General features: G+C 68.7%; 13 protein-coding genes. 8 read left to right on the top strand and 5 right to left on the bottom strand.

The features are described 5' to 3' along the window. Window positions 1-27 precede the first annotated feature (27 nt). From SLW52_RS06205 to SLW52_RS06190, 4 genes are all read left to right on the top strand, one after another. Window positions 28-1476, top strand: coding sequence for a circularly permuted type 2 ATP-grasp protein (locus SLW52_RS06205; protein ID WP_010341631.1), 1449 nt, complete (start codon window positions 28-30; stop codon window positions 1474-1476). Further along, on the top strand, window positions 1476-2417 hold the full coding sequence (locus SLW52_RS06200; RefSeq protein WP_017908619.1) for an alpha-E domain-containing protein: 942 nt from the start codon (window positions 1476-1478) through the stop codon (window positions 2415-2417). The genes SLW52_RS06205 and SLW52_RS06200 overlap by 1 nt, the downstream gene beginning before the upstream one ends. A 258-nt stretch (window positions 2418-2675) precedes the next feature. Further along, entirely contained in the window at window positions 2676-4853 is a 2178-nt protein-coding gene (locus SLW52_RS06195) for a glycoside hydrolase family 3 N-terminal domain-containing protein (protein WP_320739760.1), read from the top strand. Between the two features lie 174 nt (window positions 4854-5027). Next, entirely contained in the window at window positions 5028-6173 is a 1146-nt protein-coding gene (locus tag SLW52_RS06190; protein ID WP_295936358.1) for a PQQ-dependent sugar dehydrogenase, read from the top strand. 226 nt (window positions 6174-6399) lie between these two features. On the opposite strand, the gene SLW52_RS06185 is transcribed toward SLW52_RS06190, so the two are convergent. Further along, window positions 6400-6708, bottom strand: coding sequence for a hypothetical protein (locus tag SLW52_RS06185; RefSeq protein ID WP_017916324.1), 309 nt, complete (start codon window positions 6706-6708; stop codon window positions 6400-6402). A gap of 170 nt (window positions 6709-6878) precedes the next feature. Here SLW52_RS06185 and SLW52_RS06180 point away from each other — a divergent pair, with 170 nt between their 5' ends. Beyond that, a complete protein-coding gene (locus SLW52_RS06180) occupies window positions 6879-7385 on the top strand; it encodes a hypothetical protein (protein ID WP_148829653.1) in 507 nt (168 codons plus the stop codon). A gap of 120 nt (window positions 7386-7505) precedes the next feature. Here SLW52_RS06180 and SLW52_RS06175 read toward each other — a convergent pair whose 3' ends face one another. The 4 genes from SLW52_RS06175 to SLW52_RS06160 form a co-directional block, all read right to left on the bottom strand. Continuing rightward, on the bottom strand, window positions 7506-8003 hold the full coding sequence (locus SLW52_RS06175; protein WP_320739758.1) for a hypothetical protein: 498 nt from the start codon (window positions 8001-8003) through the stop codon (window positions 7506-7508). Between the two features lie 87 nt (window positions 8004-8090). Then, the gene (locus SLW52_RS06170) at window positions 8091-9386 is read right to left on the bottom strand and encodes an APC family permease (protein ID WP_295936353.1); all 1296 of its coding nucleotides are present in this window, start codon (window positions 9384-9386) and stop codon (window positions 8091-8093) included. Continuing rightward, complete coding sequence (locus SLW52_RS06165) at window positions 9383-10093, bottom strand: L,D-transpeptidase family protein (RefSeq protein WP_295914222.1); 711 nt, start codon at window positions 10091-10093, stop codon at window positions 9383-9385. The genes SLW52_RS06170 and SLW52_RS06165 overlap by 4 nt, the downstream gene beginning before the upstream one ends. A 1210-nt stretch (window positions 10094-11303) precedes the next feature. After that, window positions 11304-12281, bottom strand: a complete 978-nt coding sequence (locus SLW52_RS06160; protein WP_267100253.1) for a LacI family DNA-binding transcriptional regulator — start codon at window positions 12279-12281, stop codon at window positions 11304-11306. A gap of 403 nt (window positions 12282-12684) precedes the next feature. Here SLW52_RS06160 and SLW52_RS06155 point away from each other — a divergent pair, with 403 nt between their 5' ends. The 3 genes from SLW52_RS06155 to SLW52_RS06145 all read left to right on the top strand — a co-directional run bounded on the left by SLW52_RS06155 (window position 12685) and on the right by SLW52_RS06145 (window position 17690). Further along, the gene (locus SLW52_RS06155) at window positions 12685-15816 is read left to right on the top strand and encodes a TonB-dependent receptor (RefSeq protein ID WP_320739756.1); all 3132 of its coding nucleotides are present in this window, start codon (window positions 12685-12687) and stop codon (window positions 15814-15816) included. A gap of 93 nt (window positions 15817-15909) precedes the next feature. After that, complete coding sequence (locus tag SLW52_RS06150; RefSeq protein ID WP_320739754.1) at window positions 15910-16668, top strand: SapC family protein; 759 nt, start codon at window positions 15910-15912, stop codon at window positions 16666-16668. 20 nt (window positions 16669-16688) lie between these two features. Further along, window positions 16689-17690, top strand: coding sequence for a cupin-like domain-containing protein (locus SLW52_RS06145; protein ID WP_320739752.1), 1002 nt, complete (start codon window positions 16689-16691; stop codon window positions 17688-17690). Window position 17691 lies beyond the last annotated feature (1 nt).

Genomic DNA, 17691 nt, shown 5'->3' with positions numbered 1-17691 from the left:
CGCCGGCCCGCAGCAACAAGGGGCGCGATGGACTGGAGCAAGTACCGCACGGCCACCTTCGACGAGCTGATCCAGTCCGATGGGCAGCCACGTCCGGCCGCGCGCCGGGTCATCGAGTACCTGTCCAGCCTCAGTGGACGCGAATTGTCCGAACGCCAGCTCGCCGCCGACGTCGCCGCGCGGGTCATGGGCATCACCTTCACCGTCTACTCCGACGGCCGCAACGTCGACCGCACGCTGCCGTTCGACCTGATCCCGCGGGTGATCCCGCTGCACGAATGGCAGCGCACCGAGGCCGGGCTGAAGCAGCGCATGCGTGCGCTCAACCTGTTCATCGGCGACATCTACGGCGCCCAGCGCATCGTCAAGGACAAGGTGTTCCCGGCGATGCTGCTGGAGCACTCGGTCAACTTCCGCCCGCAGTGCGTGGGCATCACTCCGGCGCTGGGGGTGTGGGCGCACGTGTGCGGCTCGGACCTGGTGCGCGACGCCGACGGCACGCTGTACGCGCTGGAGGACAACCTGCGCATCCCCAGCGGCGTGTCGTACATGCTCGAGAACCGCATGGTCGCCAAGCGGGTGTTCCCGGAGCTGTTCGAGACCAGTGCGATCCTGCCGGTGGACGACTACCCGGCGCAGCTCTACGACACCCTGGCGGCGCTGTCGCCGCGCCCGGGCGACCAGCCGGTGATCGCGTTGCTGACCCCGGGCATCTTCAACAGCGCCTACTTCGAGCATGCCTACCTGGCGCAGGCGATGGGCATCGAGCTGGTCGAGGGCGACGATCTGTTCGTGGCCGACGACGACTGCACCTACATGCGCACCGTGTACGGACCGCGCCGGGTCGACGTGATCTACCGCCGGGTCGACGACCTGTTCCTGGACCCGGAGGCGTTCCGCGCCGATTCGGTGCTGGGCGTGGCCGGGCTGATCCGCAGCTGGCGCGCCGGCAAGGTGGCGCTGGCCAATGCGCCGGGCGCCGGCGTGGCCGACGACAAGGTGGTGTTCGCCTACGTGCCGAAGATGATCCGCTACTACCTGGACGAGGAGCCGATCCTGCCCAACGTGCCCAGCTACCTGTGCCACGACGACAAGGACCGCCAGTACGTGCTCGAGCACCTGGACGAACTGGTGGTGAAGCCGGCCAACGAGTCCGGCGGCTACGGCATGCTGATCGGCCCGCGCTCGACCACGCGCCAGCGCGAGCAGTTCCGCAAGCTGATCCTGGCCGACCCGCGCAACTACATGGCGCAGCCGACCCTGGGCCTGTCCACCGCGCCGATCGTGACCGAGGCCGGGCCGGCGCCGCGGCACCTGGACCTGCGCCCGTTCATCCTGTCCCGCGAGGACGTCTACGTGACCACCGGCGGGTTGACCCGGGTGGCGATGGAGGAGGGCTCGCTGGTGGTCAATTCCTCGCAGGGAGGCGGCGCCAAGGACACCTGGGTGGTGGACCTGGACGAGGAGCTGGACTGATGCTCTCGCGCGTTGCCGACAACCTCTACTGGTTCAGCCGCTACGTACGCCGCGCCGAGACCACCGCGCGGTTGGTGGGCGTGGGCAGCCTGCTGCAGCTGGACCTGCCGCGCTCGGTGCGCTTCGCCTGGCGGCCGATGATCGACACGGTCGGCGCCGGCGAGATCTTCGCGCTGTGGTTCCCCAACGCCGGCGACGACGTCGGCGACGCCGACGTGGTGCGCTTCCTGCTGCTGGACGAGCGCAATCCGTCCTCGCTGCGCAGTTCGGTGCAGTACGCGCGCGAACTGCTGCGCAGCATCCGCGACACCCTGCCGCAGGAGATCTGGGAAGCGGTCAACGACCTGCACCTGTACATCGACGCCAACGGCGAGCGCAGCGTCGGTCGCCGTTACCGCATGGAGTTCCTGGGCCACGTGACCGACGCCTGCCTGAAGGTGTCCGGGCTGCTGACCGCCAACGTCAGCCGCGACATCGGCTTCCAGTTCCTGCGCCTGGGCACGGCGATCGAGCAGGCCGACATGACCACGCGCATCATCGATGCCGGCGCCTCGGGCCTGATCACCCCGCGCAAGGCCGACGACCGCGAGGCCTACCAGGCCATGCAGTGGATGAGCGTGCTGCGTGCGCAGGCCGCCTACCAGATGTACCGCCGCCACGTGCGCCAGCGCGTCACCGGCGAGCAGGCGCTGCGCTTCCTGCTGCAGAACAACGATTTCCCGCGCAGCGTGCAGTTCTGCCTGGTCCGCGCCCAGCACATCCTGCCGACCATGCCGCCGCGGCCGCCGGTGGAGCGCGCGCTGATGCGCATCAGCGGGCTGGTGCGCAATGCCGACCCGGCGTACCTGGCGCAGCACAACCCGGCCGGGTTCATGGACGAGATCCAGACCCACCTCGGCCACCTGCACAGCGCCATCGCCGAGGCCTACTTCAGCTCCTGAGCTGAGGCGGGCGGCCTGTGCGCTGCGCCAGCGGCCGGCCGCGGCGATCCGGGATCAGCGCCGGGCTGAGCCGGGCCCGGCTCTCCCTCCAGTCCCCCTAGGCGGCGCCCCTTCGCAGGCGTATGGTGCGCGGCGGCCGGGCCGGCCCCGGTCGGTAGACAGTTTTATGAATAGGCGATTCCGGCGCCGGAACTTGCCCCATCGACTGGCCGCAGAGCTAGAATTGGCGGCTATGTAAACGTTTTCTCAAAGGACCCCATGGCTTCGGATCGTATCGAATCGCTCATCGCCCGCATGACCGTCGAGGAGAAGGTCGGCCAGCTCGGCGTCTTCGCCGACATGGTGCGCCCGTTCGCCCCCGACGTGAATCCGGAAGCCAACGTCCGCAATGCCGACGAGGTGCTGCAGCAGGTGCGCGCCGGCCGGGTCGGCTCGCTGTTCAACGGCGTCGGCGCGGAACTGGGGCGGCGCATCCAGCAGGTGGCGCTGGAGGAGAGCCGGCTGGGGATCCCGGTGATCCTGGCTGCGGACGTGATCCATGGCATGCGCACGGTGTTCCCGATCCCGCTGGGCGAGGCCGCCAGCTTCGAGCCGGAACTGGCCGAGCGCACCGCGCGCGCCACCGCGGTCGAGGCCACCGCCGCCGGCATCCACTGGACCTACGCGCCGGCGGTGGACATCGCCCGCGATCAGCGCTGGGGCCGCGGCGCCGAGGGCGCTGGCGAGGATGTGGTGCTGGGCTGCGCCTTCGCCGCCGCGCGCGTGCGCGGCTTCCACGGGCCGGACCTGCGCGCCGACGACGCCTTGCTGGCCACGCCCAAGCACTTCGCCGCCTATGGCGCGGTCGCCGCCGGCATGGAGTACGCCAGCGTCGACATCGCCCCGCAGACCCTGCGCGACGTGCATCTGCCGCCGTTCCAGGCCGCCTTCGAGGCCGGCGCGCTGAGCGTGATGACCTCCTTCAACGACATCAACGGCGTGCCGGCCAGCGCCAACCACGAACTGCTGACCGAGATCCTGCGCGGCGAATGGAAATTCCCCGGCGTGGTGATCTCCGACTACACCGCCGACATGGAGCTGATCGCGCACGGCTATGCCGCCGACGAGCGCGACGCGACCAAGAAGGCGTTCCTGGCCGGCATGGACATGAGCATGCAGAGCGGCTTCTACGCCGCGCACCTGCCGTCGCTGGTGGAGGACGGCGAGGTGCCGATGGCGCTGCTGGATGCCTCGGTGCGCCGCGTGCTGGAACTGAAGGAGGCGATCGGCCTGCTCGACGATCCGTACCGTTCGCTGGACCCGGCGCGCGAGGCCGACCTGTCGCACATCGCCGCGCACGATGCGCTGGCGCGCGACGCGGCGCGGCGCTCGATCGTGCTGCTGAAGAACGACGGCCCGGTGCTGCCGCTGCGCAAGCAGGGCCAGAAGATCGCGCTGATCGGCCCGTTCGCGCAGGACCGCGACAACATCGAGGGCTGCTGGACCCTGTTCGGCGACAAGACCCGCTATGTGTCCCTGGAATCCGGCGTGCGCGCCGCGCTGGCCGACGCGCAGGCGCTGACCGTGGTGCCCGGCTGCGGCCTGGAAGCGCCGCTGGACGGCGGCATCGAGGCGGCGGTGGCCGCCGCGCGCGCCGCCGACGTGGTGGTGCTGGCCCTTGGCGAGCCGCAGCGCTACAGCGGCGAGGCGCAGTCGCGTACCCAGATCGTGCTGCCGCCGGCGCAGCAGGCGCTGGCCGAGGCGGTCGCCGCCACCGGCACGCCGCTGGTGGTGCTGCTGCGCAACGGCCGCGCGCTGGCGCTGCAGGGTGCGGTGCGCGACGCCGCGGCGATCGCGGTGACCTGGTACCTGGGCACGCAGACCGGCCCGGCGGTGGCCGACGTGCTGTTCGGCGACTACAACCCGTCCGCGCGCCTGCCGGTGAGCTTCCCGCTCGATGCCGGGCAGCAGCCGTACTTCTACAATCACCCGCGCACCGGCCGGCCGGAACTGCCGACGATGAGCGAGTTCAAGTCGCGCTGGCGCGAGGTGCCGAACGCGCCGCTGTATCCGTTCGGCCACGGCCTCGGCTACACGCAGTTCGCCTACGGCACGCCGCAGCTCGACCTCACCCAGGTCGGCTGGGACGACACCCTGACCGTGACCACGCGCATCGACAATGTCGGCGAGCGCGAAGGCGAGGAAGTGGTGCAGCTGTACATTCACGACCGCGTCGCCAGCCGGGTGCGCCCGGTGCGCGAGTTGAAGGCGTTCCGCAAGGTGCGGCTGGCGGCGGGCGAGGGCATGGAGGTCCGCTTCACCCTCGACCGCCACGCGCTGGCCTTCACCGGCCGCGACGGACAGTGCGCGGCCGAGCCGGGCCTGTTCGACCTGTGGGTGTGCGCGTCCTCGGCCAGCGGCGAGCCGGTGGCCTTCGAGCTGCTGCCGCAGGCCTGATCGCCGCGGTGCAGCGGTGCCTGCCGCCGCCGCATCGACGGACTTGAATAGGCAACGTGTCTACCGGACACGACGCCGTGACGTGACCGCGGCCACGCCCTGGCCGCGGCATGCTTGCCGTGCACATGGGGTCTGCTAGGTTCGGGATTCGACCCCAACCGATAGGTGCACGTCATGCAACGTACTCCCCTGGGTTTGGCTTGCGCGCTGGCCATGGGCCTGGCGATCTCTGCGGCACACGCCGCCCCCGCCGACACGGCCGCCGAGCGGCGCGGCGACTGGCCGTTCTCGGCGACGCCGGTCGCCACCTTCAACGAACCGTGGGCGATGAGCTTCCTGCCCGACGGCACTGCGCTGGTCAGCGAGAAGGGTGGCACGCTCAAGCGCATCGATCCGGTCAGCGGCCATACCAGCATGGTCAGTGGCGTTCCCACCGTGGCGTACGGCGGCCAGGGCGGTCTCGGCGACGTGCTGCCGCATCCGGGCTTCGCCAAGAACGGCTGGGTCTACCTGAGCTACGCCGAACCCGGCAGCGGCGATACCCGCGGCGCAGCGGTGATGCGCGCCAAGCTGACGCTCGACAACAACGGCGGCGGCAGCCTGTCCCAACAGCAGGTGATCTGGCGGCAGCAGCCCAAGGTGTCCGGCAACGGCCACTTCGGCCATCGGCTGGCGTTCGGCCCGGACGGCAAGCTGTGGATCAGTTCCAGCGAGCGGCAGAAGTTCGATCCGGCGCAGGACATGAGCGGCAACCTGGGCAAGATCGTGCGCCTCAACGACGACGGCAGCGTGCCGGCCGACAATCCGTTCGCCAACCGCGGCGGCGTCGCTGCGCAGGTGTGGTCGCTGGGCCACCGCAACGTGCTCGGCCTGGCCTTCGACGCCAACGGCCGGTTGTGGGAACACGAAATGGGCCCGGCCGGCGGCGACGAGCTGAACCTGATCCAGCGCGGCGCCAATTACGGCTACCCGATCGTGTCCAATGGCGACCACTACGATGGACGCCCGATTCCCGATCACAGCACGCGCCCGGAATTCGCTGCGCCCAAGGTGAGCTGGACGCCGGTGATCTCGCCGGCCGGCTTCGTCATCTACAACGGCAGCCGCTTCCCGCAGTGGCGCGGCAATGGCTTCATCGGCGGCCTGTCCTCGCAGTCGCTGGTGCGGATCGAGTTCAACGGCGAGACCGCACGCGAGGCCGCCCGCTACGACATGGGCAAGCGCATCCGCGAGGTGGAGCAGGGGCCGGATGGCGCGCTGTGGCTGCTGGAGGATGGCGCCGGTGGGCGGTTGCTGAAGCTCCAGCCGCTGGAGAGTTGAGGAGTACACCCGGCAGCGGCGGCTGCGCCGCTGCCGGGTGAGCGGCGTGGGGCGCACGCGCCTGCCGATGCGTCGGTGCTGGCGGCGTGGGTGCGATCAGGAACATCGCCGTGCTGCCTTCGTAGGCGCGGCTTCAGCCGCGACGGGCTTTACTGAGGACGGTCTTTACTGAGAAAGCCTGTCGCGGCTGAAGCCGCTTCTACAGGTGGGAACGTGGCGTGTCGCCTTATTCGCCGTTGCCGGCACGCTCCCAGGCGCGGCGCACCGCGTGGCGGGCCTTGCTCCAGCTCAGCGTCTGCGAGCCCTTGTTGTTGTCCCAGTCGCGGTGCAGTTCCGCTTCCACCTGCTCGTAGGCGCGGTTGAAGTCGCGGATGCGCGCCTCGTGGCCGGCGTGGTAGGCGGGTTCGTAGTCCTCGAACCGCTCGCCTTCGCTGTAATAGGGCTCGTCGGCGAAACGATCGCGCCAGTACTGCGAGACGCTGTTGCGGTCCTCGTCGTTGGGCGCACGGCCGGGAATCTGATACGGAACGCTCATGATGGTTCTCCGTGGGCGATGAATGCGCTTAAAGCTAGCCACGCCGGCGTTAAACCCGCCCCTGCGCGGTGTGATCGCGATATGAAACATTCATGCCTTCTAGCAGGCTGCGCCGGCGCTCAGGGTGGCTTACGATCCGCCGCTACGCCCCCTCTCTACCGACAAATCCCATGGCCGCCAACGGCATCGCCTTGTTGACCCCGTACCTGGCCACGGCCGGCGTCGGCTGGCTGTATTACCGACGCATCCGTCGCTACTTCGGCCGCCAGCCCTGGCAGCCGCGGCGCACCGGCGTGCGGCTGGGGTTCCTGCTGCTGGTCGCGGGCCTGCTGACCTGGCTGGCTGTGCAGTTGCCGGCCGTGCGCCTGGGCATGGCGCTGGGCGCCGTGGGCGGCGCCGCGCTGGGCGCCTTCGCCCTGCACCACACCCGCATCGAGCTGCAGGACGGCGCGCGCTGGTATACGCCAAATCCCTGGATCGGCGCCGCGCTGAGCGTGCTGTTGCTCGGGCGCCTGGCCTGGCGCTGGGCCAGCGGCGCCTTCGCCGGCGGCAGTGCCGAGACCCTGCAGAACGCCAGTCCGCTGACCATGAGCATTGCCGCGGCGCTGATCGCCTATGGGCTGGTGTACGCCGCGGGTCTGTTGGTACGCATGCGGTCGCTGACGCCAGCCGCCTGACGAAACGCGCCTGCCGATGACGACGCCATGGCGGCGGGCCTTCGGGCCGTGCAACCGCGTCAGTACGGAACTGCGCAACGGAGAGCGTCTCGCGCCAGGCCTGGCCTAGCTGGCGTGATGTCAGTGCGCGGCAGCCACCGCTTCGTAAGGCAAGGCCGTGGTGCCGACCGCGCGCATCGGCGCATCGGCGGCGTCCAGTAGCTCCGGCTCGCCTTCGATCACCACCAGGATGCGCCCGGCCTCGATTTCCTCTTCGAAGTTGCGCCGCACCGGATCCGGCACGGTGGAACCGACCAGTGCCGAGGACCAACTGCCGACCAGGGCGCCGGCGATGGCCATGACCCCGGCGCCGGCCAGGGTGATGCCCAGCGGCGGCACCGCGATCGCCGCCAGCCCGGCCAGCAGTCCGGCGGCACCGCCGCCCAGGGCGCCGCGCGCCGCGGCCGGCACGGTGTCGGTCTTGCCTTCCTTGCGGTCGTCGGGGATGGCGTCCAGCTCGATGTCGCCGCGCGCGACTAGCGACAGGTCGTCGTTGTCGAGGCCGGCACTGCGCGCGGCCTGCAGTGCGCGCGTGGCGGTGGGCAGATCCGGAGCGCTGTAGACGCGGCGTCGTTTCATGGCGGGCGGCTCTCGCTGGTGGGCGTCCAGCGTCCGGGCGCCGCGGTTATCCGCGCGTGACCTGCGCGCAAGGTGGCGTGAAGGCGTTCATGCCGCGTCCTTGCGCGGGAACCGATAGAACAGCGCGCCCACCAGCAGCGCTACGCCCGCGGCGGCCAGGTTCTGCCAGCTGGCGCTGAGCAGCAGCGCCAGCGCCAGCAACAGCGCCGCGAGCGGGATCAACGGCCCGCCCGGCAGCCGCAGCGCGCCGGGCCGATCGCGATAGCGCCGTGCCAGCACCAGCACCGCCGCGGCGGTGCCGATATAGGCGAACAGGCGGGTGACCATCGACAGCAGCGCCAGTTGCACGAACGAGCCGGACAGGGCCAACGCCAGCGACAGCACGCCTTGCAGCAGGATCGCCGCGGCTGGCGTGCGGAAGCGCGGATGCACCCGTGCCAGGAACGCCGGGCCGTAGCCGTCCTTGGCCAGCGCGAACAGGAAGCGTGGCCCCAGCATCACCGTGTTGCTGGTGGTGCCGAGGATGGAGATGGTGGCGCCGACGGTGAGGATCAGCGCCAGCGCTTCGCCACCGAAGCCGCTGGCGGCATCGGCCAGTGGCGTCGCCGATTGCGCCACGTTGGGCAGCGTGCCCTGCGCCACCACCTGCACCGCGGCATAGATCAGGGTGACGGTGACGATCATGGTGATCAGCGCGAACGGCACGTCGCGGCGCGGATTGCGGTATTCGCCCGCGGCGGCCGGGATGTTCTCGAAGCCGGCGTACGCGAACAGCAGCAGCAACGCCGCCTCGCCGAGGTTGCCGACATCGCGCGGATCCGGCGTCTTGCCCGAGAACGCCCACGACCAGTCCACGTAGAACACGCCGATCGCCACGAACAGCAGCAGCGGCACCAGCTTGCCGATCACCAGCGCCACGCCGGTGCGCGCGGCCGACCTCACCCCGATCACGTTGATCGCGGTGAGCAGGCCGAGCGAGCCGATCACGATGGCCAGACGCGCGCCGCCCCCGGCCGCGGCCGGCCAGAAGCGCACCACCGCATCGGCCAGGCCGTTGCTCAGCGCCGCCGCCGAACTGATCCGGGTCAGCCAGATCATCCAGCCGATCTCGAAGCCGGCGAAACGGCCGAACGCCTCGCGCGCATACAGATAGCTGCCGCCGGGTTCGTCGAAGTAACTGGCCGCCTGCGCGTAACACAGCACCAGCAGCGCCACCGCCACACCGGCCAGCAACACCGCCCACAGGCTCAACGGCCCGAGCAGGGCGGCGGTGGCCGCGGGCAGCAGGTAGATGCCGCTGCCGATCACGTCGTTGATCGACAACCCGACGATCTGCCAGCGGCTGACCGCGCGGACCAGCCCGGGTGCGGGCGCCTGGCTCACGACGCCGGCTCCACGGCCGGCAGCGCCCACTCGGCCTGCAGGCGCCGGTAGGCATCGCGCGGCAGCAGCACGAACAGCGGCGCGGCGGACGGCCGCAACCACGCCAGCAGCCGCTGCATGTCGGCCGGCTGCATCGCGGTGCAGCCGGCGGTGGGCGCGCCGGGCGCGCGCCACAGGTGCGCAAAGATGCAGCTGCCGGCGCCCGGCGTGGCCTGCGCGTTGTGCTGGATCACGAAGCCTTCGCGGTAGCGCTGATCGCCGGCGTGTTGCAGGTCCAGGCGCATTGGTTCGGTGGACCCGGCCACCGCGGCGCTGCCGACCTTGTCGGCATCGACGATCTGGTTGTACAGCGGCGATCCGGGCACATCGATGCAGTAGTTGCTCTGCTGCATCGCCTGGTAGGACATGGCGCTGTCGATGCGCGACGCATAGCCGAAGGCTTCGCCGATGGTGAACACGCCGGCCGGGCTGCGGCCATCGCCTTCGCGCTTCTGCGGGCCGTCGTCTTGTGCCGGATGCAGGCCCAGGCCCCAGGCGCTGCCGTGGCGGCCGAGGCTCACGTCGAAGGCCTTGCCATGCGCGCGCCAGCCTTGTGCATCACGCTCGAACGCCTGCAACGTGCCCTGCGGGCTGTCCCAGTCCGGCGCCAGCACCAGGATCAGTTGCTGCGCGCGCTGCACGGCCGGCACGGTGGTGTCGGCGGCCATGCAGGGCGCGCCGATCAGGGCGCACAGCAGGGCCAAGCCGATGCGCCAGGCGCGATGGTGGCCGGCATGCGGTGGCGTGGCGGGGGACCGATGGAGCAGGGGCATGGGGATCTCCGGGGGGCGACATGGGCGCGAGGGCGCCTTGGGTGCAAGGTAGCGCAGTTGCGAGGCGGATGGCGCGCACTGGTGCTGCGATCTTGTCGACGACTTGGCCGATGCGGTGGGTGGCAGGGAACTAGGCGTTGGCAACGCGTCGCCGTCGGTCTGATTTTTTCGATTGCTTGTTTCCGCACCGAGCAAGATGCTCGTTGCCGTTGCCGTTGCCGTTGCCGTTGCTCCGGCTTTTGACTTGCCGGGTTCCCTTCCGAAGCGGCGGCCGGCCCGGGGAAAAACCCCGAAGGGGCGGCGCACATGGATGTGCGCCGTTCGCGGCAGGGGCAGGATGCCCCTTCCGCGAATCCCCGGGCTGGACGCGGACCCGGAGCGCGTTAGCGCGGAGGGCGCGAGGCAGGGTGTGCTTTCTTTTGGTTACTTTTCTTTGCACAAGCAAAGAAAAGTAACTCGCCGCAAGGCGAAAGCTTTGCTCTTGCACTTGCTCTCGCTATCGCACTTGCACTTGCACTTGCACTTGCACTTGCACTTGCTGTTACTACGGCGGCCGCTGGATTGTAGGAGCGGCTTACGCCGCGACATGCATGACCGATTACGTTGGTCGCGGCTGAAGCCGCTTCTACGGTTCTTCTTGTCTGACACGAAAGCTTGAAGCAACAGCAAAGGCTTTCGCCCTCTCGGGCGAGTTACTTTGATCAGCCTTCGGCTGCTGAGAAGCGCTTCTTTGCTCGCGCAAAGAAAAGGTAACCAAAAGAAAGCGCGCCCTGCCTACGCGCCCTCCGCGCTGCGCGCTCCGGGTCCGCGAACCAGGCGGGATCCGCGGAAGGGGCATCCTGCCCCTGCCGCGGACGGCGCACGTCCATGTGCGCCGCCCTTCGGGTTTTTCCCGCCTGGTTCGCCGCTTCGGAAGGGAACCCGGTAAGTCAAAAGCAACAGCAACAGCAAAAGCAACAGCCACAGCCACAGCCACAGCCACAGCCACAGCAAAGGCAACGGCAACGGCAACGGCAAAAACGTTCGGCGAATTAGCGTTTTACGTACCTGAGACACAGGCGCCGCATCTGCAGCGGCTTCCCGGTCTCTCGCTTATGGCACGGTGCTAGCGAACCAGCGAAGGCCGCAACACCGAATCACGCGCGACCAATCGATGCGGCACCACATGATTGACGCAGGTACGCCCCGAACCGGCCCCCTGCCGGATCTCCCGCAGCAGCAGATCGATGGCCGCATCGGTCATGTCCGCCACCGGCTGATGGATGGTGGTCAGCTCCGGCCACACCATCGTCGACGCCGACGTGTCGTCGAATCCCACCACCGACAGATCCTCCGGCACCTTCAGGCGCCGACGATGCGCCACCGACACTACCGCCGAGGCCATGTCGTCGTTGCTCGCGAAAATCGCACTGGGGCGTGCCCGCAACGCCAACAGTCGCTCGGCGGCCTCGAGCCCGGCGCGATAGGTGAAGTCGCCCGGTTGCACGAGCGCGGCGTCGTAGTCGATGCCCGCATCCGCCAGGGCATCGCGGTAACCCTGCCAGCGGTGCGCACTGGCGGTCTGGTTCGGGTCGCCGGTGATGTAGCCGATGCGCGTATGCCCGTGCGCGATCAGGTGCGAGACCATGTCATGGCTGGCACGGCGGTCGTCGATGTGCACGCAGGACAGCCTGTCGCTGAACCGGCTCGACGCAATGGAGACGACGGGAATCCCGGCGTCGACGAACACGGCGACGATGGCTTTCGATTCGCACAAGGGCGCGGGGAGAATCACGCCGGCCACGCTGCTGCAGAGCGTGCGTGCGGCCTCGCGGCGTGCCCGCGGACCCAGTCCGTCCCACGTGGCGATCACCAGTTGCGCCGCCACGCGGGTCGAACCACGCAGCGCGCCGACCAGCAGTTCGCGCAGATAGCTGGAGCTGGGGTTGGTGTAGATCAACGCGATGCAGGTGTGCTGCGCGGCGGCGAGCGCGCTGGCGGCCGGGTTGGGCCGGTAGTCCAGTGCGCGCACGCTGCGCATCACCCGCTCGCGCGTGCTCTCGCGCACGCCGGCGTGACCGTGGGTGACGCGCGAGACGGTCATCGGCGAGACGCCCGCATGCGCCGCGACGTCGTCGATGGTGATGGCGTTCCCTCTTCGACGCGTCGTTTTGGGGGTGTTCTTCAAGGAATGCCGTCCTTTGTTGCGACGCATGATGACAAGCGATGTCCCGGGTGCGTAGTCTGCGCCGTGACGCGATGATAGCGCTATCAATCAGCGGCAGTCGGGCTCGGGGGGAGCCTTTATCGCGCGTCGTCTGGCAATCCTGAAACGGAGTTTTGAGTCGCAGCGACCGCAGAGCGCGCTGCGATGTTCGGCGTGGAAGACGGGCATCGCCCGTGCGTGCCTCTTAGGGGAGGGGCGGTACATCCATCGATCGCATGTCAGAGGGGAGAGTCATGAGCGCTTCTATGTTTCGTCGTAGCCCAGACCTGGGGGCTCGTCCATGAGCCGCACGCTGGCGAAGTTCAAATCCAGGGCCATGTTCACCTTCGTCGGTGGCGTCCTTGTCATCAATCCCGCATTCGCACAGGACGCGTCGACGCCCGCGCCGGCGGCAGAGCAACAGGCGCAGAGCAGCCCGACGCAGCTGGACACGGTCCAGGTCACCGGCCTGCGCAACAGCCTCAGCCAGGCGATGGACATCAAGCGCGACGCCGCGGGCGTGGTGGATGCCATCAGTGCCGAAGACATCGGCAAGTTCCCCGATACCAACCTGGCCGAGTCGCTGCAGCGCATCACCGGCATCTCCATCGAACGGCGCGATGGCGAAGGCGCGCAGGTCACCGCGCGCGGCTTCGGCCCGCAGTTCAACATGGTGACGCTCAACGGGCGGCAGATGCCGGGCGCCGATGCGTTCGGCGCTGCCGGCCAGGTCCCTATCGGCGGCGTCGACGGCGGCACCCGTGCCTTCAACTTCGCCCAGCTGGCTGCCGAAGCGATCAATGGCATCGAGGTCTACAAGACCAGCCAGGCCAACATGCCCAGCGGCGGCATCGGCGCCACCATCAACATCCTGACCGCGCGCCCGTTCGACCACCAGGGCATCGTCGCCAGTGCCGGCGCCAAGGCCGTCTCCGACCGCAGCCAGCCGTTCGACAACGACATCACCCCGGAACTGTCGGGCATCTTCAGCTACAGCAATCCGGACAAGACCTTCGGCGTCGGCGTGAGCGCGAGCTACCAGAAGCGCAAGGGCGGCTCGGTGCAGGCCACCGAGAACTATTGGAACGTGCAGCCGTGGACGGGCTCGATGCCCGGCAATCCGACCGTGGTCAATGCGCCGCAGATCGGCGCGCTGTATGCCCGCCCGAACGACCTGCGCTATGCGTTCTCCGAGTTCGAACGCGAGCGCGTCAACGGCCAGGCGGTGCTGCAGTTCGCACCCACCGACAGCCTGACGCTGACCCTGGACTACACCTACTCGACCAACGAGATCACCGAGAATCGTGGCGAGCAGGGCATGTGGCTGCAGAACAGCAACTACACCGATGTGACGTTCGATACCAGTGGCGCGGTGGCCGTGCCGACCTACATCCGCGAGATCGCCGGCACCAAGGATTTCGGTCTGGAACAGCAGCGCAGCATGCAGAAGTACAAGCTGGGCTCGCTCGGTCTGAATGCGGTATGGAACGTGACCGACCGGCTCAAGCTCAGCTTCGACGCGCACGACTCGAAGAACGAAAGCCGCCCCAACGATCCGCTGACCGGCGGCGGCTCCCTCTTCATGAGCATCGCCGGCACCAACAACTGCACCACCGGGCCGCACTGCGGCGGCTCCTGGGTGCAGGAGCTGAACTTCAACAATGGCCTGCCGATCGGCACCCAGGTCTGGTATCCGAGCGACGCCGCTGCCGCGGCCAAGGCCAATGGCGTGGTCAATCCGGGCTTCGTGCCCGGCGAGATCGGTTCGCAGGTGCTGCGGGTCAACTCGCAGAGCCAGATCAGCCAGATCAAGCAGGCGCGCGTCGACGGCGAATGGAGCTTCGACCAGGGCCGCTTCCAGTTCGGCGTGGACACCAACAAGTCGACCACCCACCGCATCCAGGCGGCCGAGGCGTATTCCACGCTGGGCGACTGGGGCGTGGCCAACGTCGACCGCGATACCGCCGGCGGCCTGATGAACCTGATGCAGCCGGTCAACATCATCGGCCTGTTCCATGACTACAGCGGGACGAGTTGGCCGGCATGGCGCGGCGATGCGGGCCGGCTGGCGGAATGGGCGGCCAGCCAGTACGGCGTCGGCCTGGGCGTGAGCCCGCAGCGCGCCGCCGACAACTTCGTGGAGGAGAAGACCCGTTCGGCGTATTTCCAGGTGGAACTGGATGGCGAGTTGGCCGGTCGGCGCACCAATACCCGGCTCGGCGTGCGCTACGAAACCACCGACGTGGTGTCGACCTCGATCATTGCCACGCCCGAGGCGATCGAGTGGCAGTCCAACAACGATTTCCGCGTGGTGCTGTCCAACGAGCAGCAGCCGTTCAGCGAGAAGACCACGTACAGCTACATCCTGCCCAACCTCGATTTCAGCATCGACCTCACCGACACGCTGAAAGGCCGCGTCTCCTTCGGCAAGAGCATCGCGCGCGCGCCGATCGGCAATCTGTATGCCGGCCCCGGGGCACAGCAGCCGTTCGGCTCGGTGCTGATCGATCCGTCCTCGCGGGCCAGCGGCACGGCGCAGAATCCGTCGCTGAAGCCGCTGGAATCCGACAACCTCGACCTGGCGCTGGAGTGGTACTTCGCCGATGCGAGCTACCTGTCGGTGACGTACTGGAACAAGTCGGTCAACAACTTCATCGGCAACACCGTGGTGCAGGAGAATCTGTACGGCCTGCGCGATCCCACCTCGGGTCCGGACGCGAAGTCGGCGCTGGCGTTCCTCACCAGCGGTGCCTGCCTCGCCCAGGTCGGCCCGGCCAATGCGGCGGCCTGCTCGGCCAACGACACTTCGCTGTTCACCGCGCTGGCCCTGCTGCGCAACAACCCGGCCGGCCTGGCCGCCTACAACGGCACCGGTGCGCAGGTGCTGGCGACCGAAGCGGCCTACGATCTCTACGGCGAGGCCGACGATCCGCTGTACGAGTTCAACGTCAACCGTCCGATCAACCAGAACCAGGCCAAGCTGCACGGCTGGGAGCTCGGCGGGCAGTACTTCCTCGGCGACACCGGGTTCGGCATCCTCGCCAACTACACCATCGTCAAGGGCGACGTCGGCTACGACAACGGTGGCGACCCGGGCATCGACCAGTTCGCGCTCACCGGCCTGAGCGACACCGCCAACGCGGTGCTGATGTACGAGAAGTACGGCTGGTCGGTGCGCCTGGCCTGGAACTGGCGCGACCAGTACCTGATCCTGGCCAACCAGGGTACCAGCCGCAATCCGTACTATGTGGAACCCTACGAACAGTGGGATCTCAGCGTGAACTACACGTTGAACGACCACTGGTCGTTCGGCCTGGAGGCGATCAACCTGACCGGCGAGGACGTGCGCTGGCGCTCGCGCACCTCGAAGATGATCGTGAAGCTGGCCGACCAGAGCCCGCGTTATATGCTGGGCGTTCGCTATAAGTTCTGAAGAAGCGGGGAGTCCTTCTTCGCATGTCGCACGGGTGTCGCCGCTGTTGCGGCGGCACCTTGTGCCGGGCTCCAGAGGGGAGTACGCATCACCATGCCGCGTTACGAGATGCTCAACAACATCGCCCATCGCGACCTGCGCGTGGCCACCGACTTCGGTCCGGAGTTTGGCGACGCGGTGGGCATGGTGCCGGCCTATCCGAGCGAGTTCGCCGAGTTGCAGCGCGAATATCCGATCTTCCTGCGCAAGGACCCGGCGGACGGCGCCTGGCAGTCGGTGGTGCTGCTGGGGTTCGAGCAGCACGAGAACCTGTTCCTGCAGGACCGGCGCTGGACGGCCTCCTATCTCCCTGGGGCGGCGGCCAAGGGGCCGTTCCTGATCGGCTTCCAGGAGCAGCGCATCGATGGCGTGCTGACCCAGGACGCGGTGCTGCACGTGGACATGGAGCATCCGCGGGTGACGGCGATGCAGGGCGAGCCGGTATTCCTGCCGCAGGGCGGCAACACGCCCTATCTCGACCACGTCGCCACGGTGCTGCGCGGCATCCACGAGGGCAGTTCCTTCGGTGCGGACATGTTCGCCGCGCTCGATGCGCACGGGCTGATCCAGCCGGTGGCGCTCGACGTGCAACTCGATGCGCAGCATCGCGTCGGCGTCAACGGCCTGCATGCGATCGACCGTGAGCGCCTGGCCCAACTGGACGGCGCCGCGCTGGCCGCGCTCAACCGCGCCGGCTATCTGGAAGGCGCGTATCTGATGCTGGCCTCGCTGCACAACATGCGCCGCCTGATCGCCGAGAAGCAGCGACGCCTGCGCCTGCAGGATGCCGCTGGCGCGGCAGGCAGGAACTGAGCGTGCCGGACGGCGCAGCCATGCGGACACTGGAAGACGTGCAGCCCACCGCGCTGCCACTGCAGGACCTGGTGGCGGCGGGGGAGCCGGTGGTGTTGCGCGGCATCGTGCGCGATTGGGGGCTGGTGCAGGCCGGGCTGCGCTCCACGCAGGACGCAATGGCCTACCTGCGCAGCTTCGAGACGGGCGTGCCCGTTCCGTATTCCTTCGGCGAACCCGGGATCGAAGGACGCCCGTTCTACAACGCCGATTTCACCCAGTTGAATTTCGAGGTCCGCCGCGGAACGCTCACGCAGGTGCTGGACGCGATCGCCGCGACCTTCGAGGATCCGCGGCCGCCCACCTACTATGTCGCGTCGCTGCCGATCGAGCGGGCGCTGCCGGGGTTCGCGCAGGCCAACGACGCCGGCCTGGCCGGGCAGGGCGTCGATGCGCCGCCGAGCATCTGGATCGGCAACCGGGTCACGGCGTCTTGCCATTTCGACACGCCGGACAACCTGGCCTGCTGTGCGGTGGGCCGGCGCCACTTCACCCTGTTTCCGCCCGAGCAGATCGACAACCTGTATCCGGGGCCGCTGGAGCCGACGCCGGGCGGCCAGGTGGTCAGCGTGGTGGATGTCGACCGCCCCGACTTCGCGCGTTATCCGCGTTTCCGTGATGCGCTGGCCAGCGCACGGCACGCCGAGCTGGAGCCGGGCGATGCGCTGTTCATCCCCAGCATGTGGTGGCACAACGTACGCAGCCTCGCGCCGTTCAACGTGCTGGTGAACTACTGGTGGCGTAGTGCGCCGGCCTTCCTGCCCTCGCCGCTGACGGCGCTGCAGCACGCGATGTGGGCGTTGCGCGATCTGCCGGCGCGCGAGAAACAGGCCTGGGCCAAGCTCTTCGATTACTACGTGTTCGGCCCCGGCGAATGTGCAGGCCAGCACCTGCCCGAGGCCGCGCGGGGCGAACTGGCGCCATTCGACGAGGCACGGGCGCGCCGCGCGCGCGCGCAGTTGCTGGCGCGGCTGAATCGCTGAT

It is taken from the genome of Xanthomonas sp. LF02-5, assembly GCF_034105325.1.
Classification (GTDB): Bacteria; Pseudomonadota; Gammaproteobacteria; order Xanthomonadales; family Xanthomonadaceae; genus Xanthomonas_A; species Xanthomonas_A sontii.
Note: the sequence above shows the minus strand (reverse complement) of the source record. Positions and strands in the feature narration are given on the sequence as shown.